This is a genomic window from Streptomyces sp. NPDC000075, from assembly GCF_040301925.1.
GTDB lineage: Bacteria > Actinomycetota > Actinomycetes > Streptomycetales > Streptomycetaceae > Streptomyces > Streptomyces polychromogenes.
This window is the reverse complement of sequence record NZ_JBEPFL010000017.1, coordinates 58,050-82,811: the sequence shown is the minus strand read 5'-3', so window position 1 is coordinate 82,811 and position 24,762 is coordinate 58,050. Positions and strand designations below refer to the sequence as shown.

General features: G+C 75.5%; 22 protein-coding genes. 12 read left to right on the top strand and 10 right to left on the bottom strand.

From position 1 onward, the window contains the following. Positions 1–2 precede the first annotated feature (2 nt). Together lnt and ABT403_RS20800 are read right to left on the bottom strand one after the other, a co-directional pair. Positions 3–1,637, bottom strand: coding sequence for an apolipoprotein N-acyltransferase (gene lnt / locus ABT403_RS20805; RefSeq protein ID WP_344150687.1), 1,635 nt, complete (start codon positions 1,635–1,637; stop codon positions 3–5). 74 nt (positions 1,638–1,711) lie between these two features. Next, on the bottom strand, positions 1,712–2,227 hold the full coding sequence (locus ABT403_RS20800) for a hypothetical protein (RefSeq protein ID WP_344150684.1): 516 nt from the start codon (positions 2,225–2,227) through the stop codon (positions 1,712–1,714). 153 nt (positions 2,228–2,380) lie between these two features. Between ABT403_RS20800 and ABT403_RS20795 the strand changes: the two genes are divergently transcribed. Beyond that, positions 2,381–2,863 (top strand): VOC family protein, encoded by a 483-nt coding sequence (locus ABT403_RS20795; RefSeq protein WP_344150681.1) that lies wholly within the window; start codon positions 2,381–2,383, stop codon positions 2,861–2,863. A 15-nt stretch (positions 2,864–2,878) separates the two neighbouring features. On the opposite strand, the gene ABT403_RS20790 is transcribed toward ABT403_RS20795, so the two are convergent. Then, positions 2,879–3,679, bottom strand: coding sequence for a glutamate racemase (locus ABT403_RS20790; protein ID WP_344150678.1), 801 nt, complete (start codon positions 3,677–3,679; stop codon positions 2,879–2,881). Between the two features lie 175 nt (positions 3,680–3,854). On the opposite strand from ABT403_RS20790, the gene ABT403_RS20785 reads away from it, so the two are divergent. The 5 genes from ABT403_RS20785 (at position 3,855) to ABT403_RS20765 (ending at position 10,361) form a co-directional block, all read left to right on the top strand. Next, complete coding sequence (locus ABT403_RS20785) at positions 3,855–5,027, top strand: glycosyltransferase (protein WP_344150675.1); 1,173 nt, start codon at positions 3,855–3,857, stop codon at positions 5,025–5,027. 267 nt (positions 5,028–5,294) lie between these two features. Then, the gene (locus ABT403_RS20780; RefSeq protein WP_344150672.1) at positions 5,295–5,918 is read left to right on the top strand and encodes a DUF6643 family protein; all 624 of its coding nucleotides are present in this window, start codon (positions 5,295–5,297) and stop codon (positions 5,916–5,918) included. A 145-nt stretch (positions 5,919–6,063) separates the two neighbouring features. Next, positions 6,064–6,891, top strand: a complete 828-nt coding sequence (locus tag ABT403_RS20775) for an MOSC domain-containing protein (RefSeq protein WP_344150669.1) — start codon at positions 6,064–6,066, stop codon at positions 6,889–6,891. 261 nt (positions 6,892–7,152) lie between these two features. Further along, on the top strand, positions 7,153–7,770 hold the full coding sequence (locus tag ABT403_RS20770; RefSeq protein WP_344150666.1) for an Rv1733c family protein: 618 nt from the start codon (positions 7,153–7,155) through the stop codon (positions 7,768–7,770). A gap of 143 nt (positions 7,771–7,913) precedes the next feature. Continuing rightward, on the top strand, positions 7,914–10,361 hold the full coding sequence (locus ABT403_RS20765) for a right-handed parallel beta-helix repeat-containing protein (protein WP_344150663.1): 2,448 nt from the start codon (positions 7,914–7,916) through the stop codon (positions 10,359–10,361). On the opposite strand, the gene ABT403_RS20760 is transcribed toward ABT403_RS20765, so the two are convergent. Next, positions 10,312–12,777: a hypothetical protein gene (locus tag ABT403_RS20760; RefSeq protein ID WP_344150660.1), complete on the bottom strand. Its 2,466-nt coding sequence runs from the start codon at positions 12,775–12,777 to the stop codon at positions 10,312–10,314. The two genes, ABT403_RS20765 and ABT403_RS20760, sit on opposite strands and share 50 nt — an antisense overlap. Before the next feature lie 235 nt (positions 12,778–13,012). Between ABT403_RS20760 and ABT403_RS20755 the strand changes: the two genes are divergently transcribed. Next, a complete protein-coding gene (locus ABT403_RS20755; RefSeq protein WP_344150657.1) occupies positions 13,013–13,510 on the top strand; it encodes an SRPBCC family protein in 498 nt (165 codons plus the stop codon). A gap of 37 nt (positions 13,511–13,547) precedes the next feature. On the opposite strand, the gene cds1 is transcribed toward ABT403_RS20755, so the two are convergent. After that, on the bottom strand, positions 13,548–14,738 hold the full coding sequence (gene cds1 / locus ABT403_RS20750) for an L-cysteine desulfhydrase Cds1 (protein WP_344150654.1): 1,191 nt from the start codon (positions 14,736–14,738) through the stop codon (positions 13,548–13,550). A gap of 199 nt (positions 14,739–14,937) precedes the next feature. On the opposite strand from cds1, the gene ABT403_RS20745 reads away from it, so the two are divergent. Then, a complete protein-coding gene (locus ABT403_RS20745) occupies positions 14,938–15,483 on the top strand; it encodes an ATP-binding protein (protein ID WP_344150651.1) in 546 nt (181 codons plus the stop codon). A 39-nt stretch (positions 15,484–15,522) separates the two neighbouring features. Here ABT403_RS20745 and ABT403_RS20740 read toward each other — a convergent pair whose 3' ends face one another. Next, positions 15,523–16,803, bottom strand: a complete 1,281-nt coding sequence (locus ABT403_RS20740) for an ROK family protein (RefSeq protein ID WP_344150648.1) — start codon at positions 16,801–16,803, stop codon at positions 15,523–15,525. A gap of 41 nt (positions 16,804–16,844) precedes the next feature. Further along, positions 16,845–17,504, bottom strand: a complete 660-nt coding sequence (locus ABT403_RS20735) for an alpha-ketoglutarate-dependent dioxygenase AlkB family protein (RefSeq protein ID WP_344150645.1) — start codon at positions 17,502–17,504, stop codon at positions 16,845–16,847. A 37-nt stretch (positions 17,505–17,541) separates the two neighbouring features. Between ABT403_RS20735 and ABT403_RS20730 the strand changes: the two genes are divergently transcribed. Further along, a complete protein-coding gene (locus tag ABT403_RS20730; protein WP_344150642.1) occupies positions 17,542–18,285 on the top strand; it encodes a maleylpyruvate isomerase family mycothiol-dependent enzyme in 744 nt (247 codons plus the stop codon). A 37-nt stretch (positions 18,286–18,322) separates the two neighbouring features. Here the strand turns inward: ABT403_RS20730 and ABT403_RS20725 are convergent, their stop codons facing one another. Together ABT403_RS20725 and ABT403_RS20720 are read right to left on the bottom strand one after the other, a co-directional pair. Continuing rightward, the gene (locus ABT403_RS20725; protein WP_344150639.1) at positions 18,323–19,330 is read right to left on the bottom strand and encodes a spherulation-specific family 4 protein; all 1,008 of its coding nucleotides are present in this window, start codon (positions 19,328–19,330) and stop codon (positions 18,323–18,325) included. A gap of 168 nt (positions 19,331–19,498) precedes the next feature. Then, positions 19,499–20,197, bottom strand: coding sequence for a TetR/AcrR family transcriptional regulator (locus tag ABT403_RS20720; RefSeq protein WP_344150636.1), 699 nt, complete (start codon positions 20,195–20,197; stop codon positions 19,499–19,501). Positions 20,198–20,365: 168 nt separating this feature from the next. Here ABT403_RS20720 and ABT403_RS20715 point away from each other — a divergent pair, with 168 nt between their 5' ends. Further along, positions 20,366–20,824, top strand: coding sequence for a nitroreductase/quinone reductase family protein (locus tag ABT403_RS20715; RefSeq protein ID WP_344150633.1), 459 nt, complete (start codon positions 20,366–20,368; stop codon positions 20,822–20,824). Positions 20,825–20,998: 174 nt separating this feature from the next. On the opposite strand, the gene ABT403_RS20710 is transcribed toward ABT403_RS20715, so the two are convergent. Then, entirely contained in the window at positions 20,999–22,189 is a 1,191-nt protein-coding gene (locus tag ABT403_RS20710) for a geranylgeranyl reductase family protein (protein WP_344150959.1), read from the bottom strand. 337 nt (positions 22,190–22,526) lie between these two features. On the opposite strand from ABT403_RS20710, the gene ABT403_RS20705 reads away from it, so the two are divergent. After that, positions 22,527–23,891, top strand: a complete 1,365-nt coding sequence (locus ABT403_RS20705) for a dipeptidase (RefSeq protein ID WP_344150630.1) — start codon at positions 22,527–22,529, stop codon at positions 23,889–23,891. Between the two features lie 110 nt (positions 23,892–24,001). Beyond that, complete coding sequence (locus tag ABT403_RS20700; protein ID WP_344150627.1) at positions 24,002–24,700, top strand: MBL fold metallo-hydrolase; 699 nt, start codon at positions 24,002–24,004, stop codon at positions 24,698–24,700. Positions 24,701–24,762 lie beyond the last annotated feature (62 nt).

Here is a 24,762-nt window from a genome sequence, read left to right as displayed (position 1 = left end):
CCCTACGGGGTGCGGCGGCGGGCGCGGATGCGGCGGGCCAGGAGGGTGACGAGGCCGCCTGCGGCGACCAGGACCAGCGCGTACTCGGGCAGCGGGCCCAGGCGGGTGGCCGGGGTCTCGGTGGAGCGCAGCGGGATCTCGTCGACGAGCGCGTCGGCGGTGAACATCTTCGTCTGCTTGACCACCGTGCCGTCGGGCCGGATGACCGCGCTGACGCCGCTGGTGACGGGCACGAGGACGCTGCGGCTGTGCTCGACGGCGCGGATCCGGTCCATGGCCAGCTGCTGGTAGGTCATCTCGGTCCGGCCGAAGGTGGCGTTGTTGCTGGGGACGGCGATGACCTGGGCCCCGGCCCGGACGGTGGAGCGCACGGCGTCGTCGAAGGCGGCCTCGTAGCAGGTGACCATGCCGACGCCGGTGCCGGCCATGTCGAAGACCCCGGGCTCCTTGCCGGGGCCGAAGTCGCGGCGGACCCGGTCCACGTCGGAGCTGAAGAGCCGGACGAAGGAGCGCATCGGGATGCGCTCGCCGAAGGGCTGGATCTTGCGCTTGTCGTAGGTGTCGACGGGGCCCTTGGCCGGGTCCCACAGGATCATCGTGTTGCGCAGCGGGCCGGTCTCGGGTGCCAGGACCGAGCCGATGGCGGTGGGCACGCCGACGGCCCTGACGGCGTTGTCGATGACGGTGTAGGCGTCGGGCTGGGTGAACGGGTCGATGTCGGAGGAGTTCTCCGGCCACACGACGAAGTCGGGCTTCGGGACCCGGCCCGCCCTGACGTCCTCGGCGAGCCGGATGGTGCGGTTGGCGTGGTTGTCGAGGACCTGGCGCCGCTGGGCGTTGAAGTCGAAGCCGGCACGGGGCACGTTGCCCTGGATGACGGCGGCGACGGCGGTCCCGTCCTCGGCGGCGTCGGAGACCAGCGGACGGGCGGCGAGGGCCGCGCCGACGGGGGCGACGACGGTCAGGGCCGCGAGGGCGGCGGCCGTGCGGGTGGGCTGCCGGCGGGCGATGCGCGCGGCCCCGTACAGGCCGAAGCCGCACAGGGCGACGGCGAACGACAGCAGCGGGGTCCCGCCGACGGCGGCCAGCGGTACGAAGATCCCGTCGGCCTGCCCGTAGGCGAGCCGGCCCCAGGAGAAGCCGCCGAAGGGGGCGCGGGCCCGCAGGGCCTCGACGGCGACCCAGACGGCGGCCGACCACACGGGGGCGGCGGGCAGCCGGCTCACGAGGGCGATGCCGAGGCCCGCGAGGCCGATGAGGAGGGACTCCAGGGTGACGAGGGCCAGCCACGGCACCGGGCCGACGCCCTCGCTGGTCCACACGAGCAGCGGCAGCAGGTAGCCGAGGCCGAAGAGGAAGCCGAGCCCGAAGCCGGCCCGGGCACGGCGGCCGCGCAGGCAGCCGGCCAGCAGGGCGAGCGCGAAGGGGGCCAGCCACCACAGCGGGCGGGGCGGGAAGCTGAGGTAGAGCAGCACTCCGGCGAGCACGGCCAGGGCGGGGCGGGCCAGGCGGAGGGCCCAGCGCTTCCCGGCGGACGGCGAGGCCCCCTCGGCGGCCGCGCTCGGGGGGTCCGCGACGGCTGGTCCGGCGGGCTGCGAGGGCTCGCTCTCGGCGGCCCGGGTGACACTGCTGCTCATCTGGCGGAGTGTACGTGGCCGCACCCCATGGGCCGGTAAGGCCGGACCCCGCGGCGGTCGCTCCGGGCCCCGGTTCAGCGGGCGAGGGAGCGCAGGTGGGTGCGGATGACGCGGACGGCGTTCTCGGCGTCGTCGACGGTGACCGTGAACAGCTTGCCGTCACCGAGCCGCAGTTCCACGCCCTCCCCGCGCCGCACGATCACCGCCGTGCCCTTCTCGGGCCGCCAGCGGTACCCCCAGCCGCCCCACTGCTGCGGGGTGACCCGGGGGAGGAACTCGGCGGCGGTGACCTCCGCGAGGCGGATCTTGCGGCGCGGCAGCCCGATGTGGCCGCAGCGCACCTCCATGGCCTCGGCGTCGACGGTGACGGCCACGTACACGAAGGCGAGGGTGCCGTAGAGGATCAGCAGCCCGGCGGCCAGGCAGCCGATCACGGACATCAGCAGCGGAACGTATCCGGAGGTCCAGGAGTTGTCGACGGCCAGCTCGACACCGAGCGCGAGGCAGGCGGCGCCGGCGGCCGCGAGGAGCCACTGCGCGCGGTTGGAGGCCCGGCCCGTCCAGAGGGGACCCGGGGGGTGACCCGTCATGAGCAGCAGCGTACCCACGTTCCGCATGACCGCCACCGCCTCTGCGCCACTCGGCGCATCCCGCTCCCGGGGCCCGGGCGGCCCCGGGTCCCGTCGGGCTCGCGCCTGCCCGCCCTTGACCTCAACCAAACTGGAGGTCCTACCGTCGCCGCCATGACTCAGCAGACGCATTACGGAACGACGGACCCGACGATTCCCGGGCGCTACCGGACGGCGGTGGTGCCGCACATCATGGTGGCCGACGCGGCGGCCGCCCTCTCCTTCTACGGACGGGCCTTCGGCGCCGTCGAGGACTTCCGGCTCGACGGGCCGGACGGCACGGTCCTGCACGCCGAGATCAGGATCGGCGAGGCGGTCCTGATGCTCGGCGACGCGGCCCCCGGCGGCCCGTTCTCCGCTCCGGAGGCGCTCGGCGGGACCTCGGTCGCCCTGCACGTGTACGTCCCCGACGTGGACGCGCTGACGCGGACCGCCGTGGCGGCCGGCGCGGAACTGGTCGAGGAACCGGCCGACCGGTTCCACGGCGACCGCACCGCCGTGCTCCGGGACCCGTCGGGCCACCTGTGGGTGTTCCTCACGCACCTGGAGGACCTGTCCGGGGAGGAACTGACGGCCCGGCTCGCGGGAGCCGCGTAGACGCGACGCGGACCGCTAGCGTCCCACCGTCGCGCCCTGGTCCGAGCCGGACAGGAGGCGGCCCTCCCGGTAGCCGAGGGCGGCCGGGGGGAGGGTGGACGGGCGGCCGCTGTGGAGGACCGTCAGGGTGCCGGTGCGGGGCAGTTCCGGGGCGGGCTCGGCGCCGATCCGGCGCAGGGCCTGTACGGCGACGGCCTCGGCCGAGCCGTGGAACCGCAGCCGCGTCCCGCCGGTGCGGGCGGCGAGGGCGGTGCGGATGGCGTCGTCGACGAGTTCGTAGTGCGTGCAGCCGAGGACCACGTCCGTCACGTCGGCCGGGGTCAGCTCGGCGGCGGCGGCGACCGTGCGCGCGATGGCCTCCTCGTCGCCGTACTCGACCGCGTCGGCGAGGCCGGGGCAGGGCACCTCGGTGACCCTCGCTCCGGCGGCGAAGTCGCGGATCAGGCCGCGCTGGTACGGGCTGCCGGTGGTGGCGGGGGTGGCCCAGATCGCCACCCGCCCGCCGGCCGCCGCCGCGGGCTTGATCGCCGGGACGGTGCCGATGACGGGGATCCCGGGCTCAAGGTCGGCCCGCAGGGTGGCCAGGGAGTGCACGGAGGCGGTGTTGCAGGCCACGATCAGGGCGTCGGGCCGCAGCTCGGCGGCGGCCCGGGCGACGGCGCGGGCCCGCTCGGTGAGGTCGACGGGGGTACGGGGGCCCCAGGGCATCCCGTCGGGGTCGGAGGACAGCAGCAGATCGGCGTCGGGCCGCAGCCGACGCGTCGCGGCGGCCGCAGCGAGGAGGCCGATTCCCGAGTCCATGAGCGCGATCTTCACCGGGTCACCTTAGTCGACGCCCCCGCCCACCGCCCGAACTCCGCCGCTGCGAACGGCGTCAAAAGCGGACAAAAGACCTCCACATTCGCCGGACTCGCACCCCACCCGGACCCGGCACCGCGCCGCGCGGCCCGGACGCGGGACACGCCCCCGCCGGGTCGGCGACACTGCCGCCATGGGCCTCCTCATCGCCGCCTACGCCTCCCTCGCCGCCTGGCTCTGGCTCACCCTCGCCCAGGGCGTGTTCTGGCGCACCGACGTCCGCCTCCCCCCGCGCACCGCCCCCACCCGCTGGCCGTCCGTCGCCGTCGTCGTCCCGGCCAGGGACGAGGCCGAGGTGCTGCCCCGCAGCCTGCCCTCCCTCCTCGCCCAGGACTACCCCGGCGAGGCCGGCATCGTCCTGGTCGACGACGGCAGCACCGACGGCACCGCGACCCTCGCCCACCGCCTGGCCGCCGAGCAGCCCGGCCTGCCCCTCACCGTGCTCACCCCCTCCGAGCCCCCGCCCGGCTGGACCGGCAAGCTCTGGGCCCTGCGTCACGGCATCACCCACGTGACCTCGGGCGGCGGACCGCAGGCCCCCGAGTACCTGCTTCTCACGGACGCCGACATCGCGCACGAACCGGACAGCCTGCGCGAGCTGGTCGCCGCCGCGACCTCCGCGGAGCTCGACCTCGTCTCCCAGATGGCCCGCCTGCGCGTCGTCAGCGTCTGGGAGCGGCTCGTCGTGCCCGCCTTCGTGTACTTCTTCGCCCAGTTGTACCCCTTCCGCCGGATCAACCGCCCCGCCGCGCGCACCGCCGCGGCGGCCGGGGGCTGCGTCCTGCTGCGCACCGAGGTGGCCGTGCGCGCCGGGATCCCGGACTCCATCCGCCAGGCCGTCATCGACGACGTCGCCCTCGCCCGGGCGGTACGCCGCTCCGGCGGGCGGATCTGGCTCGGGCTGGCGGAGCGGGTGGACAGCGTGCGGCCGTATCCGGCCCTGGCCGACCTGTGGCGGATGGTCTCGCGCAGCGCGTACGCCCAACTCCGCCACCAGCCGCTGCTGCTGGCCGGGACGGTGGCCGGGCTGGCGCTGGTCTACCTGGTACCCCCGGCGGCGTTCTTCGCCGGGCTCGCGGGCGGGCGCCCCGCCGTCCTCGCGGCCGGAGGGCTGGCCTGGCTGCTGATGGCCGGCACCTACCTGCCGATGCTGCGCTACTACCGCCAGCCGGCGGCGCTCGCACCGCTGCTGCCCCTCACCGCGCTGCTGTACCTGTTCATGACCGTCGACTCGGCCGTGCAGCACTACCGGGGGCGCGGCGCGGCCTGGAAGGGCCGAACCTATTCCCGCCCCAGTGACGCCTGAAACCACCCGGGCGGAGGAATTCCGGACTGACGGGGCGTCATGCCCACGTCGCCCGAGGTCACCGCGTTATGACAGAGCGTCAGCCCCGTATACGTGCATCCGCCAACCGGCGAGTACGAGTGGGAACAAGGCGGGGCGCATGTGGCGAATCGTGCAGGTGAACGTCATGTGAAAGGTGTGGCTCTGACCTGGGAATATGCAGGTCAGAGCGGTGTTGGGGGCACCTGGCTATGGACCCCGTGAATTCGTGGGCTTAACTTGTCTCCCATGACCTCCCCCCGCTCCACTTATGGCGGCGGTTACTACTCCGCGCCCTCTTTCCCGGACACCCCCATCTACGACTCCCTCGTCGCAGAACGCGGGACTCCGCAGATCGCCCCGATCCGCGTTCCGGCCGCCTACGACTCCCCCGGTGCCGGGTACTCGAGCGGTGGATACCTCCCGGCCCTCGCCTCCTCCATGCCCGCCCTCCCGCCCGCGTCCCCGCAGCCGGCACCGACCCCCGCGTACGGATACGGGTACCCGCAGCAGCCGGCCGCGCCGGCCCCGATGCCGGTTCCGCTTCAGCACGCGCCCGCCCCGTTCGTCCCGCAGCAGCAGCTCCCGCCCCGGGCCGGGTACGTCCCCCAGCCCCAGCCGCAGCAGCCGCGCCCGCTCGCGGCGGGGGCCGGGTACGAGGCGATGCGCCCGGCGGCACCGCGTCCGATGACGGCGCCCATGCCGATGGCGGCCTCCGCGCCGACGGCGGCGCCGATGCAGATGACGGCCCCGATGCAGATGACGGCGCCGATGCAGATGGTGTCGCCGGTGCCGACGGCCGTACCGGCCGCCGCGGCCGTCCCCTCGTACCAGGACCCGTACGGGGGCCAGTACCAGGGCCGCGGCTACTGAGCCGACCGCACCGCGCCCCGGCCGCACCCGCTCCGGGGCCGGGGGCCCCGGAGCGCGGGGCGCGGCCGGAAACCGGCGGCCGGAACGGTGCGCCCTGCGCGAAACGACGTGGGGAGGGGGCCCGGGCGGCTGGCAAGATGCCCCCATGCCGAACTTGTACATCCAGTCGCTCCACGTCCATCCCGTCAAATCGCTAGCGGGGACCGCTCCCGACGAGATGGCCATGGAGCCCTGGGGCCCGGTCGGCGACCGCCGCTGGGCCGTGGTCGACACCACGGGCGCGATCATCACCCAGCGCCAGCAGGCGCGGCTGGCCCTGGCCTCGTCCCGCCCGCTGGCCGACGGCCGGATCGTGCTGTCCGCACCCGGTATGGCGGACCTGGTGGTGGAGGTGCCGGAGCCGGGCCCGCTGGAGCCGATCGTCGTGTTCGGCAAGAAGGTCGACACGGTGGTCGCCTCGACGGCCGCCGCCGAGTGGTTCAGCGCCTACCTGGGGCAGCCCGCGCGGCTGGTCCACCTCGACGACCCGGCCGTCCGCCGGCCCGTGGACCCCGACTACGCCCTGCCCGGCGAGACGGTGAGCCTCGCCGACGGCTATCCGGTGCTGCTCGCCACCACCGCCTCGCTGGAGGCCCTCAACGCCCTGATCGCCACGGGGGACCACCCCGAGGAGGGGCCGCTCCCGATGAACCGCTTCCGCCCCAACCTGGTGGTCGGCGGGCCCGTCGAAGCCTGGGCCGAGGACGACTGGCGGCGCATCGCGATCGGCGACGCCGTCTTCCGGGGGGTGCGCGAGTGCGGGCGGTGCGTCGTCACCACCACCGACCAGGTCACGGCCGAGCGCGGGCGCGAGCCCCTGAAGACGCTGGCCCGCCACCGGCGCATCGGCAAGTCGCTCGCCTTCGGGCGCCTGCTGGTGCCGGTCGTCCCGGGCACGGTGCGCGTGGGCGACGAGGTCCGCGTCCTGGAGTGACCCCCGGCCCGGCCGCCATCGACCACGGCGGACGGGCGCACGCGGGGAATGACACCTTCGAGGGGCTCCCGGGGCCCACTGGAACCAACGGGCGGCGCGGGGCCGTTGGAGCATGCGGGACGAACGCAGACCCGCCGGGGCGCCAACACCGGATCGGGTGACGGGCGCCCCGCGCGTCCCGGAATGCGCGTCCGCGGGACATGCGCCAGGCTTGGACGCGCGGACAGACGCAGACTGGGCATGGGCAGGGGGAGCCGGACCGTGCGAACAGCTATGGGTGTGTGGCGCTGGCGGCGCAATCCGCTGCGCAGGCCGACCGACCTCGTCGAGGCGTGGGTGGCCTGCGTCGCGCTGGTGTGCGTACTGCTGGTGGCCCCGGCGGTCGGCTGGGCCGCCGGCCTCCAGGTGGACGGGATCCTCCAGCGCGCCGCGCGCGAACAGCGGCAGGAGCGGTACCTCGTGCCGGCCGTGGTGGTCCGGCCCTCGGCCGCGGCCGCCGCGCGGGCCGGTGCGGCCGCCGATCCCTCGGCGCAGCGGACGGTGCCGGCGCGGACGACGATCGTGGCCTCGTGGACCGCGCCCGACGGCACCCGTCACGAGGGCTCGGTCCCGGCGGCGGAGGAACCGCCCCTTCCGGGCGACCGGTTCCGGATATGGACCGATCTCCGCGGCCGGCTCGTGGGACAGCCGCTGGACCCGGGCGCCGCCTCCTTCCACGCCGCGATGGCAGGGCTGGCCGCCGCGCTCACGGCGGCCGCGCTCGCGGAGACGCTCCGCCGCCTCGTCGTACGAAGGCTCATGCATCGGCGGTACATCCGTCTGGACCGGGCGTGGGCGGCGGCGGGGCCCGACTGGGGGCGGGCGGATGCGGGCAGCTGACCTGGCAACTCCCGGGCCCCGCGCGCGCTACGGTGGATCCGCAGGCCCGTCCGGCCGCTTCGGCGGCCGGGAGGGCCGCGGCCGCTTCAGCCGCTCCGGCCGGTCCGGCAGCGCGAGTACGAGGGTGGGGGCACGGCAGCACGATGGCTCAGGGCACGGTCCAGGTGACGCACGGCGGGGCCTCGCGGTGGCGGCGGCGGTCAGGTGAGTATCCGACGCTGAGCGCGGCCCTCGAAGCCGCGGGCGACGGCGACGTGCTGTCCGTCGCCCCCGGGACCTACCGGGAGAACCTGGTCCTGCTCCATGCCGTCACCCTGCGCGGGCCCGAGGGCGCGGCGGCCGGATCGGTGCGCATCGCCCCGCTGGACGGGGTCGCGCTGACGGTGCGCGCCTCGGCCGTGGTCCAGGACCTCTACCTGGAGGGGGCGGACCGGGCGGCGCCCGCGCTGCTCGTCGAGGAGGGCTCCCCCGAGTTCAGCGACCTGCGCGTGCACACCCGGTCGGCGTCGGGCATCGAGGTGCGCGGCGGGGCCCGTCCCCTGGTCCGCCGGTGCACGGTGGAGAACCCGGCCGGGGTGGGGATCGCCGTCCTGGACGGCGGGGGCGGGGTGTTCGAGGAGTGCGAGGTGGTCGCCGCCGGGCAGGCCGGTTTCTCGGTGCGCGGCGGGCACCCCCGGCTGGAGCGCTGCCGCGTCCACCATGCCGTCGGCGCGGGCATCGCCGTGACCGGCGAGGGCTCGGGGCTGGAGGCGCTGGGCTGCGAGGTGTACGAGATCAAGGGCAGCGGGGTGCAGGTGGCGGCGCGGGCCGCCGCCCGGCTCACGGACTGCTCGGTGCACCGCACTTCGGGAGACGGGGTCACCCTCGACACCGACGCGGTGCTCTCGCTCTCCGGCTGCGACATCCACGACATCCCGGAGAACGCCGTCGACCTGCGTTCCCGGTCCGTGCTCACCCTCAGCCGCACCACGGTCCGCCGGTTCGGGCGCAACGGCCTGTCGGTGTGGGACCCGGGGACCAGGGTGGAGGCCGAGTCCTGCGAGATCCACGACAGTACGGGCGACTACCCGGCCGTGTGGGTCAGCGACGGGGCCACCGCCTCCCTGGACTCCTGCCGGCTGCACGACGTGCCGGACGCCCTGTTCGTCCTGGACCGGGGTTCGCGTGCCGACGTGGTGGACAGCGATCTGGTCCAGGTGCGCAACACCGCCGTCTCCGTGAGCGACGGCGCGACCGCCCGGCTGGAGCACTGCAGGATCCGGGAGGCGGGCACCGGGGCGTGGTTCCGCGACCACGGCAGCGGCGGCACCCTGAGCGACTGCACGGTGGACGGGGTGCAGACCGGGGTGATCGTCACCAAGGGCGCCGACCCGGTGCTGGAGCGGGTCTCGGTCACCTCCCCCGCCGAGGCCGGGTTCTACGTGTCGGCGGGCGGGCGGGGCACCTTCACCGGCTGCCGGGTGACGGGGAGCGCCGGCTTCGGCTTCCACGTGCTCGACGGCTGCCGCAGCACGCTCACCGGCTGCCACACCGAGCGCTGCGCGCGCGGGGGGTACGAGTTCGCGGAGGACGGGCCGCTCGCCGAGGGCTGCACGGGCGACGGGCCGGAGGCCCGGCTCACCGCCGAGGCGGGCCCGGGTTCCGCCGTGCCCGCCGGGGCGCGGCCGGGGGTCCGGACGGTGACGGCCGTGCAGGCCGTCGTGGAACGGCCGGCCGCCGTCCCCGGGCCGGTGCCGGAGCCCCGGGCGCGGGAGGCCGCGGCCGGGGCGGGCCGGGGTGCGGGCGAGGTGCTCGGCCAGCTCGACGCGCTGGTGGGGCTGGACAGCGTCAAGCGCGAGGTCCGGGCCCTCACGGACATGATCGAGGTCGGGCGCAGGCGGCAGCAGGCGGGCCTCAAGGCCGCCTCGGTGCGCCGGCACCTGGTCTTCACGGGCTCGCCGGGCACGGGCAAGACCACGGTCGCCCGGCTGTACGGGGAGATCCTCGCCTCCCTGGGCGTCCTGGAGCGCGGCCACCTGGTGGAGGTGTCCCGGGTGGACCTGGTCGGCGAGCACATCGGGTCCACGGCCATCCGTACCCAGGAGGCCTTCGAACGGGCGCGCGGCGGGGTGCTGTTCATCGACGAGGCGTACGCGCTGGCGCCGGAGGACTCGGGCCGGGACTTCGGGCGGGAGGCGATCGACACGCTGGTGAAGCTGATGGAGGACCACCGGGACGCGGTGGTGGTGATCGTCGCCGGGTACACGGAGGAGATGGAGCGGTTCCTGACGGTCAACCCGGGGGTGGCCTCGCGGTTCTCGCGGACCATCACCTTCGGCGACTACGGGCCGCGGGAACTGCTGCGGATCGTGGAGCAGCAGGCGGAGGAGCACGAGTACCGGCTGGGCGAGGGGACCGCCCGGGCGCTGCTGGAGTACTTCACGGAGCTGCCCAAGGGCCCGGCCTTCGGTAACGGGCGGACCGCGCGCCAGACCTTCGAGTCGATGGTGGAGCGGCACGCGAGCCGGGTGGCGCAGCTGGCCGAGGCGGGCACGGACGAGCTCACCCTGCTGTTCCCGGCGGATCTGCCGGCGCTCCCCGCGCCTTGCTGATCCGCTGGGCGGGCAGCCCGGCGTCCTCGCGTACGCCGTCCCCCGCAGCGACTGCGGCCCCCGCCGCGACTGCGGCGGCGAGGCGTTCGAGGAGCGCGTCGCGTTCGGCGGCGAAGGCCGGGTCGGCCTGGTAGTCGGTGTGCCGGAGGATGGGCGCGGGGAGCGGGTGCAGGGCGTCGCGCCCGTAGGCGACGGGGTCGGGGAGCGGGCCGCGGTCCACGGGTACGGGGCCGGCGCCGTCCGTGACGGGTCCGCCGATGGGGTCGGTGGCCCGCCACAGGTTGCGCCAGCAGTCGAGGTCTCGGTGGAGGGCGGCGAGCGGGCCGGGGCCGAAGTAGGCGGGGAACCAGCGGCCGTAGAGGCGGCCCAGCGGTGATCCGTACGTGAGGAGGGCGACGCGGCGGCGGGTCCCGGGCGGGAGCTGCCAGACGGCGGCCGCCGCGAGCACGCTGCCCTGGGAGTGTCCGGAGATGACGAGGCGGCCGCCGGTGCGGGCGGTCCAGCCGGTCATCCGCCAGGTCAGGTCGGGTACGGCCCGCTCGGCGTAGCAGGGCGGGGCGAAGGGGTGGGCGGCGCGCGGCCAGAAGGTGCCGACGTCCCACAGGATGCCGATGGTGCGGCGGGAGGCGGGGTCGCGGTAGGCGCGGCGGCCCAGGGCGACGAAGGCGGCCATCCCGAAGCCGATCAGCCAGGATCCGCTGTCCTGTGCGAGGCGCGCGGCGGCCGCCACGAGCGGGTGGGCGCCCCGGGCGGCCTCGGCGGGAACCTCCCCGCCGGCCCAGGCCCCGGCGAGGGCCCCGGCGCCGAGCAGCAGGGTGAGCACGCAGACGGCGCCGATGAACCAGGGGGCGGTGTCGGTCAGCGCGGCCGTCGCCCGGGCACCGGCGATGCGCCGGCTGCGGTCGGGGTCGGGGACGGCCCCGGGGTATTCGGCGGCGACGGCGGCGGCCGTCCGACGGCGCGTCGCGGCGGCCCGGACGGCGGCCGCGGCGGCGACCAGGGCCAGGGCGAGCAGCAGCGGCGGGAGGACGGCGGCCTGCCAGGACAGCAGGACGGGGGGCCCGGGCAGCGGGTCTCCGGGCGTGCCGGGGGCGGCGGCCCCGTCGAGCCAGTCGGCCACGCGCTGGGCGACGCCGCCGGACATGACCCCGCCGAGGGCGCAGCCGAGCAGTCCGGCGGCCGGGCCGCCGAGCCCGCCGAGGGCGGCGCCGGGGGTGGGCGTCCGGCGGTGGAGGCGGCGGGCGACGAGGGCGAGTCCCAGGACGCAGCAGCCCTGGGCGAGCATCAGCACCCCGAAGGCGAAGTCGCCCGGGAGCCTGCCCGTCGAGACCCAGCCGGGACGGGACCAGCCGGCGTAGAGGAACACGACGGCCAGCAGCGCGAGGGCTCCGGCGGGCAGCAGGGTGACGGCGGCCCGGTCGAGCCGGTGGTCGGGGCGGGCCTCGCTGCGGCCGCGCCGGCACACGACCCACAGCACGGTCACCGCCCCCGCCGCCAGCAGCGCCCCGACCGCCCGGCCGGCGGCGGCCGGCCCGGTGGCGCCGGAGGCGAGGTCCTCCCGGAGGGCGGGAGCGGCGACGGCGACGGCCACCGTCAGCAGTCCGGCGGCGGTGTGGGCCGCCCGCAGCCGCGCCACGATCCGCCGCCCGTACCAGAACCCGGGCCGGCCGAGCGGCGCGTCCCCGTACCCGGAGGACCCGCCGGCGTCCCCGGCGCCGGCGGCTCCGTCAGAGGCGTCGGCGGAGCCGGGCGGTCCGCCGTACCCGCCTGCCCCGTCGGGGGGCGGCTGGGACTCGTAGGCGCTCCAGGTGCGGGCCGACAGGAACCAGAGGAGGCCGGTGAGCGCGGCCGGGACGAGGGCGCCGAGCGCGAGGCGCCGGCCCGGCTGGGCCCACCAGCCGCCGGGCCGCAGGAAGCCGGTCCAGGAGCGGGTGCCCGTGCAGGCGGGGGTGCCCGCGCACTGCCAGGCCAGGAGGTCGAGGGCCACCTCGCAGGCGGCCGCCACGAGCAGGACGGTGAGGCTGAGCGCGAGGAGCCGTACGAGGAGCCCGTACGCGCGCACGGCGCGGGGCGGCGGCCCGCCGGGGGCGGTGGCGGGCCGGGCCCAGTGGGCGAGGTTGGCGACCATGAACGGCAGGAGCAGCAGCCACAGCGCCCGGGCCCCGTTGCCGGAGGTGAGCCGGGACCAGCAGTAGGCCTCGGGGACGGGCCGCCCGGCGTAGCGCTCGGGGTGGGCCTCGGCGTCGGCGTCCTCGGCGCGGCGGAACACGGCCGCGGTGGAGTCACCCGTCACCCGGACGGGGTGCGGATCGCGGAGCAGTTCGCCGGGGGCGGCTCCGGCGACTCCGTGCACGAACAGTTCGAGGGCGAGCGGGGGCGCCGGCGGAACGGCGCCGGGGGCGGCGGGCTGCGGCATCGGGCCTCCCCGGGGGCGGGCGGCGGAGCGGGTCCGCTCGGGCGGCGGCGTCGGGCCGTTCCCAGGATCCCGCGCCGGGGCGGCGCTGCCCAGACCCCGTTCGCGTGAAGACGGGACCACCGGCCCGGGTCCGGCCGTTCGGTCAACGCCCGTATCGCTGCGGACATCTGACGTCCGACCAGCTATCGTGGCGGGCCAGCGCGCCGACCGTCACCACACCGCAGGGGGTAACGCCGTGACCCGCCGACTCCGCCCCGTGGGGCTGGACTTCCTGGAGCGGGCCCCGGCCCGCCTGGTCTTCACGGCCAAGGCGGCGGCCTCGCCCGAGGCCCTGTACCGGGCGCTCGCCGAGGACGTGACGGGCTGGCCGTCGTGGTTCGGGGCGGTCTCGCTGGCCCGGCCCACCGGGGGCGGCGCCGGACGGGAGGTCAGGCTGCGGGGCGGGGTCCGTTTCCAGGAAACCGTCCTGGCCGCCGAGGGCCCGCGACGCTACGCCTACCGGGTCGACACGACCAACGCGCCCGGCCTGCACGCCCTGTTGGAGGAGTGGCGGCTCGCTCCGGCCGCCGCTCCGCACTCCCCCGGCACCCTCGTCCGCTGGACCTTCGCGGCCGACGGCCCAGCCCCCTTCCGTCTGGCGCTGGCCGCCGCCCGGCCGGGGCTCGGCCGTTCCTTCCGTACGGCGGTGCGCACGCTCGACACCCGGCTCGCCGCGGCCCCGAGCCGGGGCTGAGCGCGGCGGCCGGGGCCCCGCAACGTACCGCGCCCCCTCAGGCCTGCGGCTCGCGCCACTCCCCGGTCTCCAGGAGGGTCTCGATCGTCTTCGCGTACGGCGCGATGTCGAGGCCCTGCGCCGCCAGCCACTCGTCCGAGTAGTACTTGTCGAGGTAGCGGTCGCCCGGGTCGCACAGCAGGGTCACGACGCTGCCCGTGCGGCCCTCGGCCACCATCTCGGAGACGATCTTCAGGGCGCTCCACAGGCCCGTGCCCGTGGAGCCTCCGGCCTTGCGCCCTATGGCCTGTTCGAGGGCGCGGCAGGCGGCGACGCTCGCCGCGTCCGGGACCTTCATCATGCGGTCGATGGCGCCGGGCACGAAGCTCGGCTCCATGCGGGGCCGGCCGATGCCCTCGATGCGCGAGCCGCAGTCGCTGCTCGCGTGCGGGTCGTGGCGCGTCCAGCCGTCGAAGAAACAGGAGTTCTCCGGGTCCGGGACGCAGATACGGGTGTCGTGCTGCATGTAGTGGACGTAGCGGGCGATGGTCGCGGACGTGCCGCCGGTGCCCGCGGTCGCCACGATCCACGCGGGCTCGGGGTAGCGCTCCAGGCGCAGCTGCTGGTACATCGACTCGGCGATGTTGTTGTTGCCGCGCCAGTCGGTGGCCCGCTCCGCGTACGTGAACTGGTCCATGTAGTGGCCGCCGGTGCGGGCGGCGAGGTCGGCGGACTCCTCGTACATCTTCATGGAGTCGTCGACGAAGTGGCATTCGCCGCCGTGGAATTCGATGAGCCGGCACTTCTCCGGGCTGGTGGTGCGCGGCATGACGGCGATGAAGGGGACGCCGATCAGCTTGGCGAAGTAGGCCTCGGAGACGGCGGTGGAGCCGCTGGAGGCCTCGATGACCGGGCGGCCCGGGCGGATCCAGCCGTTGCACAGGGCGTACAGGAACAGCGAGCGCGCGAGGCGGTGCTTCAGCGAGCCCGTCGGGTGCGTGGACTCGTCCTTGAGGTAGAGGTCGATGCCCCATGCCTCGGGCAGCGGGAAGCGCAGCAGGTGGGTGTCGGCGCTGCGGTTGGCGTCCGCCTGGACCTTGCGCACGGCCTCTTTCAGCCAGGCGCGGTATTCGGCGTCGCTGCGGTCGACGTCGACGGTGGTCCTCACCGTCGTGCTCGCGGCCACGCGTCCGGCCGGGCTCGCGGCCGTGTTCGAGGCCGTCGTACCGGTGGTGCCGGTGGTGCTCATGCGCCTTGCTCCTTTGTCGGTTCCTGGGCCCCCTCCTTTCGAAATGTACCCCCCTCACCTGCACAAACGGTCACTTTGGGTATCTATGCGGATCGCTTTCGGTCGCGTTCGGTTGCACGCGGCGCGACGGTGGGTGACCCTTGAGATTGCGTCACCGAGGGTGCAGCACCCGTAACACTCATGTCGGGGAGTCGCAGCCGTGATCACACATTCCCGCAGGCACTGCGTCGTGGAACTGCAGGCCCTGCCCGCGCGTATCGGCCAGGTCCGCAGGATCGTCTCCGCCCAACTGCGTCATTGGCAGCTCGACCCGCTCATAGACCGGGCTGCGCTCGGCGTGACGGAGCTGCTCAGCAACGTCCACCGCCACGCGCAGCCGGACAAGGTCTGCGTCGTCGAGATCGAACTCCGCCTCGGGCGGCTCACCGTCTCCGTCCACGACAGCGATCCGCGGCTGCCCGTCCTGCGCGAGACCGGCGGACTGGAGACGTGCGGTCGCGGGCTGGCGCTCGTGGCGGCGGTCAGCGAGGCGTGGGGGGCCCGCCACCTGCCGGACGGACCCGGCAAGGTGGTCTGGTTCTCCCTGCGGGCCGCCCCCGCCCCGGCGGCGCCGCCGCACACGGTCCGCATCGGTGCGAAGAAGCCCGTACGGGAGCCCGCCCGGGCGGTGCTCACCGCCGTGGACGCGCGGGCCGTCCCGACCGGCGTGCCGGCGCCGGTCGCGGCCGGTACCGGGCCCGGGTGACGCACCCCCGGCCCCGCCGCCGCGCCGGGCCCGGGCGGTTCAGGCCGCCGCGCCCAAGGTCCCCAGCGGGTCGTCCAGCACCGGCTGCCAGGCCAGCTCGGCCGCCCCGACGAGGCTGTTGTGGTCCAGGGTGCACGGCAGGATCGGCACACCCCCGCTGCGCCCCCACAGGCTGCGGTCCGCGACCACCGCGCGCAGCCGCTCCGGGTCCGCGTACAACAGCTCGCGGTGCAGCCCGCCGAGGATGATCCGGTCCGGGTTCAGGATGTTGACCAGGCCCGCCAGGCCCAGCCCGAGCCGGTCGATGAGCTCCTCGGCCGCCGCCCGTACCGAAGGCTGCGCGTACTCCGCGCGCAGCAGGTCGCGGGCCTGCTGGAGCAGGGACACCTCGGGGCCGGGCGTACGGCCCGCCGCCGTGAGGAAGGCCAGCGGGTCGGCCTCCACGTCCAGGCAGCCCCGGCTGCCGCAGTGGCAGGGGCGCCCCTCGGGGTTGACGGTGAGGTGGCCGACCTCCAGGGCCAGGCCGGAGCTGCCGCTGTGCAGCCGCCCGTCCAGCACGAGCGCACCGCCGACGCCGCGGTGGCCGGTGGCCACGCACAGCAGGTGCTGGGCGCTGCGGCCCGCGCCGTGGCGGTGCTCGGCGAGCGCGGCGAGGTTGACGTCGTTGCCGGTCAGGGCCGGTCCGTCGATCCCGGCGGCCTTCACGCACTCCGCGAAGATGGCCCGTACGGGAGCGCCGGCGGGCCAGGCCAGGTGCAGCGGGTTGAGGGCCGTGCCGTCAGGCTCGGCGACCGCCGAGGGCACCGCGAGGCCCGCGCCGATGCAGCGCCGCCCCGTCTCGGCGAGCAGCCGCGCTCCGGCCCCCACGACCGCGCCGAGCACCTGGGCCGGGTCGGCGGAGACGGTGACCTTGCCGGGCGCGGTGGCCACGATCCGCCCGCCGAGACCGACCAGCGCGGCCCGGAACCCGTCCGAGTGCACCTGCGCGGCGAGCGCGACGGGGCCGTTCTCCTCGACGGCGAGCCGGTGCGAGGGACGGCCCTGGGTGCCGCCGGCGCCTCCCGGGCGGGAGTCGACGCGGATCAGGCCCAGGGCCTCGAGCTCGGCGGCCACGGCCCCGGCGGTGGCCCGGGTGACGCCCAGCTCGGCCGTCAGGACCGCGCGCGTGGGGGCCCGTCCGGTGTGGACGAGCTCCAGCGCGGGGCCCAGGGCGCTGCGGCCCCGCTCCAGCTTGCCCTTCGTGGGAGCTGCGGAAGCCGTCGAAGCCGGGGAGGCCGTGGTCTCGTCCCCCACCCCCGGCGGGGCGCCGTTGCCGTTCATGGAGCGATCCTCGCATGATCGGGAGGTGCGGGGCGCAGCGGCTACGGACGACCGAGGCCGCCGACCCGCAGGGTGACGTTGAGCCGCCCGGTCAGCCCCAGTCCGGGCGGGGCGGTGCCGGGCAGGACCCGGGGCACGCCGTGGTAGGCGAGCCGGCTCGCGCCGCCGAAGACGAACAGGTCCCCGCTGCGCAGTTCCACGTCCCGGTACGGGCGGCCGCGCGAGGCGGTGTTGCCGAAGCGGAAGAGGCAGGAGTCCCCGAGGCTGAGCGAGACGACGGGGGCCGGCGAACGCTTCTCGGCATCGCGGTGCATGCCCATGCGGGAGTCGCCGGCGTAGAAGTTGACCAGGGCGATGTCGTAGGCATCGACGGCAGGCGGCGGCGTCCCGTAGGCGTCGGTGACGGCCCGCCGCCCCAGCTCGGCGAGCCACGCGGGCATCGGTTTGACCGGTGCGCCGTCCCCGTCGACGGCGGTGGACGCGTATCCGTACGGGTACCAGTGCAGCCCGAGGCACACCTGCCGGGCGGTCATCGTCCCGCCGCCGGGGGTGCGTACGGTGCGCAGTCCGGCGGGCGGCCTCGCCCAGGCACGGCAGGCGTCGAGCAGCTCGCGCTGGCGGCGCGGCCCCAGCCAGTCGGGCAGGTGCACGGCGCCGGGTGCGACCTCGGTCCGCTCGCGCGGGAAGAGTTCACCGTCCACCCCTCCATTGTCAGGGGCTGCTGGCACACTCGGGGGCATGAAGATCACCGAGTACGTGGAGACGCTCGCGCGGGAAGGCGAGCTGCTGGCCGACGAGGCCGAACGGGCCGGCACCGACGTCCTGGTGCCCACCTGTCCCGAGTGGCGGGTGACCGATCTGCTGCGGCACACGGGGGCCGTGCACCGCTGGGCGACGGGGTTCGTGCGGGAGGGCCTGGTGGATCCGGTGCCGTTCCCCGAGCCGCCCGAGCCGGCGGGGGCCGAGCTCCTGGCCTGGTTCCGGGAGGGGCACACGGAGCTGGTGCGGGCCCTGGCGGAGGCTCCGCAGGACCTGGTCTGCTGGACGTTCCTGCCGACTGCGGCGCCGTCGCCGCTGGCGTTCTGGGCCCGGCGCCAGGCGCACGAGACGACCGTGCACCGGTTCGACGCCGAGGCGGCGCGGGGCGTCGCCTTCTCCGGGGTGAGCCCGGAGTTCGCCGAGGACGGGGTGGACGAGCTGCTGACCGGCTTCCACGCCCGTCCGCGCAGCCGGGTGCGGACGCAGGAGCCGAAGCTGGTCCGGGTGCGGGCGGCGGACACCGGGGCGGTGTGGACGGTGCACCTGTCGAAGGAGCCGGCGCGGACGGTGCGCGGGGACACGGGTGACCCGGCGGACTGCGAGCTGACCGGCGAGGCGTCCTGGCTGTACGCGGCCCTGTGGAACCGGGTCCCGCTGACGGGGCCGGGGGTGACCGGCGACGCGGAGCTGGCCCGGCTGTGGCGGGAGACGGCCCGCATATGACGCGGGGCCACCGGGGAGTCGGCGGGTGCCGGGCCGGCTAGCCGAGGCCGGCCGCGTAGTCGGTCTCGGGCGCGAAGCCCCACGCGGGGGCCGTGTCCCAGGGGTTGGGCATGGCCGCGCTCGTGGCGTAGGCGTAACCGGCGCCTCGCGCGAAGGCGGTGGCGAGCGTGGTGCGCATGGCGGCGGCGTCCGGGACGTCGTGGACGAGGTGCCAGAAGGCCGTTCCGCTCGGGTCGAGTTCGGTGCCCGGGCGGTAGCCGCCGGAGGCGTCGAAGACGTTCCCGCCGGGCCGGCCGCCGGAGGTGTACGCCGCGTAGCCGCCCTCGTAGGTGACGAAGACGTCGGCGGTGCGGTGCCCTGGTTCGAGGTAGCAGTCGGCCGTCGCGGTGCCGGGGTTGTCGACGACGAGGTCGGGTACGGCCGGGTCGACGGCGTGCATGGTGTCCTGGACGTAGCGGCGCAGGGCGGCGTAGTGGTCGCGGGTGGCGTTGCCGGGGCCGCAGTCGCGGCTGACGACGTCGAAGAAGACGCCGTCGACGTGGAGCGCGCCGTCGGGGGTCCTGAGGTAGTTGTCCACGGAGGCCCGGACGGCGGCGGGGTCGCGCCGGCCGTGGTCGGTGTGGACGTAGCCGAGGACCTTGGCGCGTTCGCCCGTGGCGGTGACGCCGGTGCGCAGGGCGTCCGCGCGGGCCCGCCAGGAGGAGTCGAACGGGGTGTCGCCGTTGCCGGGGTTGAGGACGACGACGGAGGCGGCGGGGCCGGTGGCGGTGAGCTCGGCCAGCACGGGGTCGTCGGCCCACACGTAGGCGGGGACGGCGATCTCCAGGCCGCGCACCCCGGGGGCGCGGGGGGTGCGGGCCAGGGCGGGCGCGGCCGGGCCGGGGGCGGCCGGCGGCCCGGAGGACGGTCTTCCCGGTGGCCCGGCGGGCGGTATGGAGAGCGGGGGCCGCACCGACGCGGTCAGGGCCGGCGCGGGCGCGGCGAGCACCGCGGTGAGCAGGACGGCGTAGAGGGCCCTCAGAGCACGGGCGGGGGCCAGGGCCATGACGGTTCCTCCGGCGGCGGGGGCGGGCGACGACCCGAGGAACAGTAGGGGCGCCCTCCGTCGTGCAGGGCCGAACCGCCGACATCCGTATGAGGAACAGACAAACGACTCGTCACCTCATCCCGTGAACTCCACGCGTCCCCGCGCCACCGCTCGCGGACGCCGCCGTCAGAGCGCCGGCAGGCCCACCGCGTGCGCCAGTTGGTCGGCGGAGTGCGCGAAGAAGGCGTCACGGTCCTCGACGACCCGGTTGAACTGGCCGAACAGCTCGAAGGAGACGAGGCCGACGAGCTGCGCCCAGGCGGCGACGAGGGCGGCGGTGACCGCCGGAGGCAGCTCCAGGGCGAAATCGGACGTCATCCGCTCGGCCTCGGGGCGCAGTTCGGCGGGCAGGGGCGGCAGGGCGAGCCCGCGGCCTTCGTGGGCGGAGCGGACGACGCCGATCAGGACGTTGGCCACGCGGGAGGCGGGGCCGACGGTGTCCTGGGGCGCGCTGTAGCCGGGGACGGGGGAGCCGTAGATGAGGGCGTACTCGTGCGGGTGGGCGAGCGCCCAGGAGCGGAACGCCCCGCAGACGGCGGCCCAGCGGGCGCGGGGCGGGGCCCCGGCGGCGAGGGCCGCCGCGCCGGCGGCTTCGGTGGCGGCGCCCACGCTGTCGTACGCGTCGATGATCAGCGCGGTGAGCAGGTCGTCGCGGCTCGGGAAGTAGCGGTAGAGGGCCGAGGAGACCATGCCGAGCTCGCGGGCGACGGCGCGCAGCGAGAGTTTCGCGGCCCCCTCTTCCGCGAGCCTGCGGCGCGCCTCGTCCTTGATGGCGGCGGTGACCTCGATACGGGCCCGTTCCCTGGCCCCTCGCACGGTGCTCATGCGGATCAGTGTGGCATACAAGCGGAGCACTGCCCAAGAAACGGAGCGCCGCACATTTCAGAGAGCACCGCTCTTGTTTTGGCGCGGCGATCCGTGCACACTGTTCTCAAGCGAGAGCAGTGCTCTCGGAAGCCGATCCGACCGCCCGACACCGCCCCGGAGGCCACCGTGAACGCGTCCACCCCGCACTACATCAAGGCCGGTCCGCTCGAAACCCGGTTCAACTCCCTCTTCGGAAAGCTCGCCCGCCTCGGCGTCAGCCTCGCCGGCACCGCGGAGCTGTCGGTGCGTGGCCGGACCTCCGGCAAGATGCAGCGCATCCCGGTCAATCCGCACACCTACGAGGGCGCCCAGTACCTGGTGTCGGCCCGCGGCCACTCCCAGTGGGTCCGCAACATGCGCGCGGCGGGCGGGGGCGAGCTCCGGGTGGGCCGCAAGGTCCGCGCCTTCACGGTGACCGAGCTCACCGACCCGGCGGAGAAGGCGGCCGTGCTGCGCGCCTACCTGGAGAAGTGGGGCTGGGAGGTCAACCGGTTCTTCAACGGCGTCACGGCGAAGTCCACGGACGCCGAGCTCCAGGCCGCCGCCGGGGACCACCCGGTCTTCCGCATCGCGGTGACCGGCTGACCCCCACCAGGCGGCTCCACCCGGCTCCCCCCCCCGGCCCCACCAGGCGGCTCCCACACGCGGCGCCACCACACGGCCACCGGACGGCACCACCCCGGACGGCCCCGCCGCCCGGGAGCAGTGCCGCCCCACCGCCCGGGAACCGTGCCGCCCGGCCGCCCGCCCCGCCGGGCCTCAGCTCCGGCCGCTCCGCGCCAGACGGGCGTCCACCAGGTGCAGCGCCTTGCGCGCCAGGGGGTGCGTACGGACCATGTCGGCCAGCGTCGTCGACCCGCGCGTGATCCCCGCGAAGGCCTGCCAGGCGGGCCGCAGCCCCGTCAGCGCGACGTGCATCAGCCCCGGACGGGACTCGAAGACGGTCAGCATCCGCTTGCCGACGCTCATCTCCACGCCCAGCCCGGCCTTGACCGCGAAGGCGTAGTTCAGTGCCTGGCGCCGCGCGTCCACCGCGTCCTGCGCCTCGGCGATCTTCGCCGCCCACTCCCCCGCGAGCCGTCCCGAACGCAGCGCGAAGGAGATCCCCTCCCGGGTCCACGGCTCCAGCAGCCCGGCCGCGTCACCCGCCACCAGCACCCGTCCGCGCGACAGCGGCGACCCGGGCGTGCGGCAGCGGGTCAGGTGCCCGGAGGAGACGGCCGGCTCGAAGCCGGACAGCCCCAGCCGGGCGATGAAGTCGTCCAGGTAGCGCTTGGTCGCGGCGCCCTCGCCCTTCGCCGAGATGACCCCGACGGTGAGCGTGTCACCCTTGGGGAAGACCCATCCGTAACTGCCCGGCAGCGGGCCCCAGTCGATGAGGACCCGGCCCTTCCAGTCCTCGGCGACCGTCGCGGGAACCGGGATCTCCGCCTCCAGACCGAGGTCGACCTGGTCCATCTCCACCCCGACGTGGGCGCCGATCCGGCTCGCGCTGCCGTCCGCGCCGACCACGGCGCGCGCCAGGACGGTCTCCCCGTCCGCGAGCACCACGGCCACCGTGCGCCGGTCGGGCACGGACGCGCCGTGCTGCTCGACCCGGTTCACGGCCGTCCCCGTACGCAGGGTCGCACCGGCCTTCTCGGCCTCCGCGACCAGGGCCGCGTCGAACTCGGGGCGGTTGATGAGGCCGAACAGCATGCGCTTCGAGCGCCGGGTGCGGGTCAGCTTCCCGTCCAGGGAGAAGGTCACCGCGTGGATCCGGTCCTTGAACGGCAGCACGAAGCCCGGCGGGAGGGCGTCGCGCGAGGGGCCGATGATGCCGCCGCCGCAGGTCTTGTACCGGGGCAGTTCGGCCTTCTCCAGCAGCAGGACGCGCCGCCCCGCGGTCGCCGCCGCGTACGCGGCCATCGCCCCGGCCGGCCCGGCACCGACCACGACGACGTCCCACACCTCACCGGCGCCGCCGTCCGCCGCGTCCGCCGCCTCCCGAACCTCGTCCCGGCCCTGCTCCCCGGCCTGCTCGGCGGCCTGCTCCCCCGCCCGCTCGCCGGCCCGGTCCAGGGCCTCCGCCCCGTCCCCGGCCGCCCGCTCCGCCGCCGCGCCGGATCCGCCGTCAATGCTGTCGTCGCTGGTCACGATGTGCTGCTGCTCCTGATCACACGTTGCTCCGATGCCGTGAAGATCCTACGGCGCGCGTCCCGCCCGCCCCTCTGTGCGAGGATCGAGCGGACCTCGCCGTACCCCGGCGTACACACCTCACAACGTCGCACCCACGAGGAGCGTGCCCATGTCGCAGAATCCGATCGCCGAGACCGTCGCCTCACTGATGCCCCGCGCGAAGGCGGAGCTGACGGAGCTGGTGGCGTTCCAGTCGGTCGCGGACTGGGCGCAGTTCCCCAAGAGCGAGAGCGAGGGCGCCGCGAACTGGGTGGCCGACGCCCTGCGCGCCGAGGGCTTCCAGGACGTGGCCCTGCTCGACACCCCCGACGGCACCCAGTCGGTGTACGGGTTCCTGCCCGGCCCCGAGGGCGCCCCGACCGTCCTGCTGTACGCGCACTACGACGTGCAGCCGCCGCTGGACGACGCCGCCTGGATCTCCCCGGCCTTCGAGCTGACCGAGCGCGACGGCCGCTGGTACGGGCGCGGCGCGGCGGACTGCAAGGGCGGGTTCATCATGCACCTGCTGGCGCTGCGGGCGCTGAAGGCCAACGGCGGCGTGCCGGTGTCCGTGAAGGTGATCGTGGAGGGCTCGGAGGAGCAGGGCACCGGCGGCCTCCAGCAGTACGCCGAGGCGCACCCCGAGCTGCTGGCCGCCGACACCATCGTGATCGGCGACGCGGGCAACTTCCGCCTGGGCCTGCCGACGGTGACGGCGACCCTGCGCGGCATGACCCTGATCAAGGTCAAGCTCGACACGCTGGGCGGCAACCTGCACTCCGGCATGTTCGGCGGAGTCGCCCCCGACGCCCTGGCCGCGCTGATCCGCCTGCTGGACTCGCTGCGTTCCGCCGACGGCTCGACGACGGTGGACGGCCTGGCCTCCGACGCGGTGTGGGAGGGCCTCCAGTACCCCGAGGCGGACTTCCGCGCCGACGCGAAGGTGCTGGACGGGGTCGAGCTGATCGGTGAGGGGACCATCGCGGACCGGCTGTGGGCCCGTCCGGCCGTCACCGTGCTCGGTATCGACTGCCCGCCCGTGATCGGCGCGACCCCCTCGGTCCACGCGAGCGCCGGGGCGCTGATCAGCCTGCGCGTGCCGCCGGGCGTGGACACCGCCGAGGCCATCAAGCTGCTGGAGGCGCACCTGGTCGCGCACACCCCGTGGAAGGCGAAGCTGGAGCTGGAGGTCGTGGGTCAGGGGCAGCCCTTCCAGGCCGACACGACCAGCCCGGCGTACGCGTCGATGGCCGCCGCCCTGCGTGAGGCGTACGACGGCCAGGAGATGCAGATCAGCGGCATGGGCGGCTCGATCCCGCTGTGCAACACGCTGACCTCGCTGTACCCGCGGGCGGAGATGCTGCTGATCGGCCTGAGCGAGCCGGAGGCGCAGATCCACGCGGTGAACGAGAGCGTGTCCCCGCAGGAGCTGGAGCGGCTCTCGGTGGCCGAGGCCCTCTTCCTGGTGAACTACGCGGAGTCCAAGCGCGGCTGACGCCCTGCGGACCGGAGCGGAGTACGCCCAGGGCGCAGTGCGCCCTGGGCGTACTCCGCTCCCGGTGAACTCCGGTGCGCGGGGCGGACCGGGCCGCCTACGGTCGCCTTATGGATCTTGTCGAAGTACTCCCGAACCGGCTGCACATGCTGCGCTTCCCCATCGGTCAGGCCTATCTCTGGCAGGACCGGGACGGGGAGTCCCTGACCCTGATCGACTCCGGACCGGCCGGCGCCGCCGACGCGATCGAGGGGGCGATACGTTCCCTCGGGCTCGCGCCCGAGCGGCTGGAGCGGATCGTCCTGACGCACTGCCACCGCGACCACGTCGGATCGGCCGGTGAACTGGCCGCCCGCCTGGGCTCGGAGGTGCTGGCCCACCGGCTGGACGCCCCGGTGGTGCGGGGCGAGGCGCCGGTGCCCGAGCCGGTGCTGCTGGACTGGGAGGTACCGCTGTACGAGCACGGTCTGACGGTGCCCGAGGCTCCGCCGGTGCCGGTCGACCGGGAGCTGGAGGACGGCGAGGTGCTGCCCTTCGGCGGCGGCGCGGTGGTGGTCCACTCCCCCGGGCACACCCCGGGCAGCATCGGCGTCCATCTGCCGGAGCACGGCGTGCTGTTCACCGGGGACTGCGTGGCGGGGGTGGGCGAGGTGATGCTGGGGGTGTTCAACACCGACCGCGCCCAGGCCCTCGCCTCCTTCCACCGCCTGGCCGCGCTGGCCCCCTCGGTGGCCTGCTTCGGGCACGGCGACCCGGTGACGCGTGACACCGCGAAGTCCCTCCGGGAAGCGGCGGCCGCCACGTCCTGACCGCCTGCGGCGCAGTCCCCTGCCCCCCCCGGACTCCGTCCGGGGGGGGTCAGGGGAGGGGG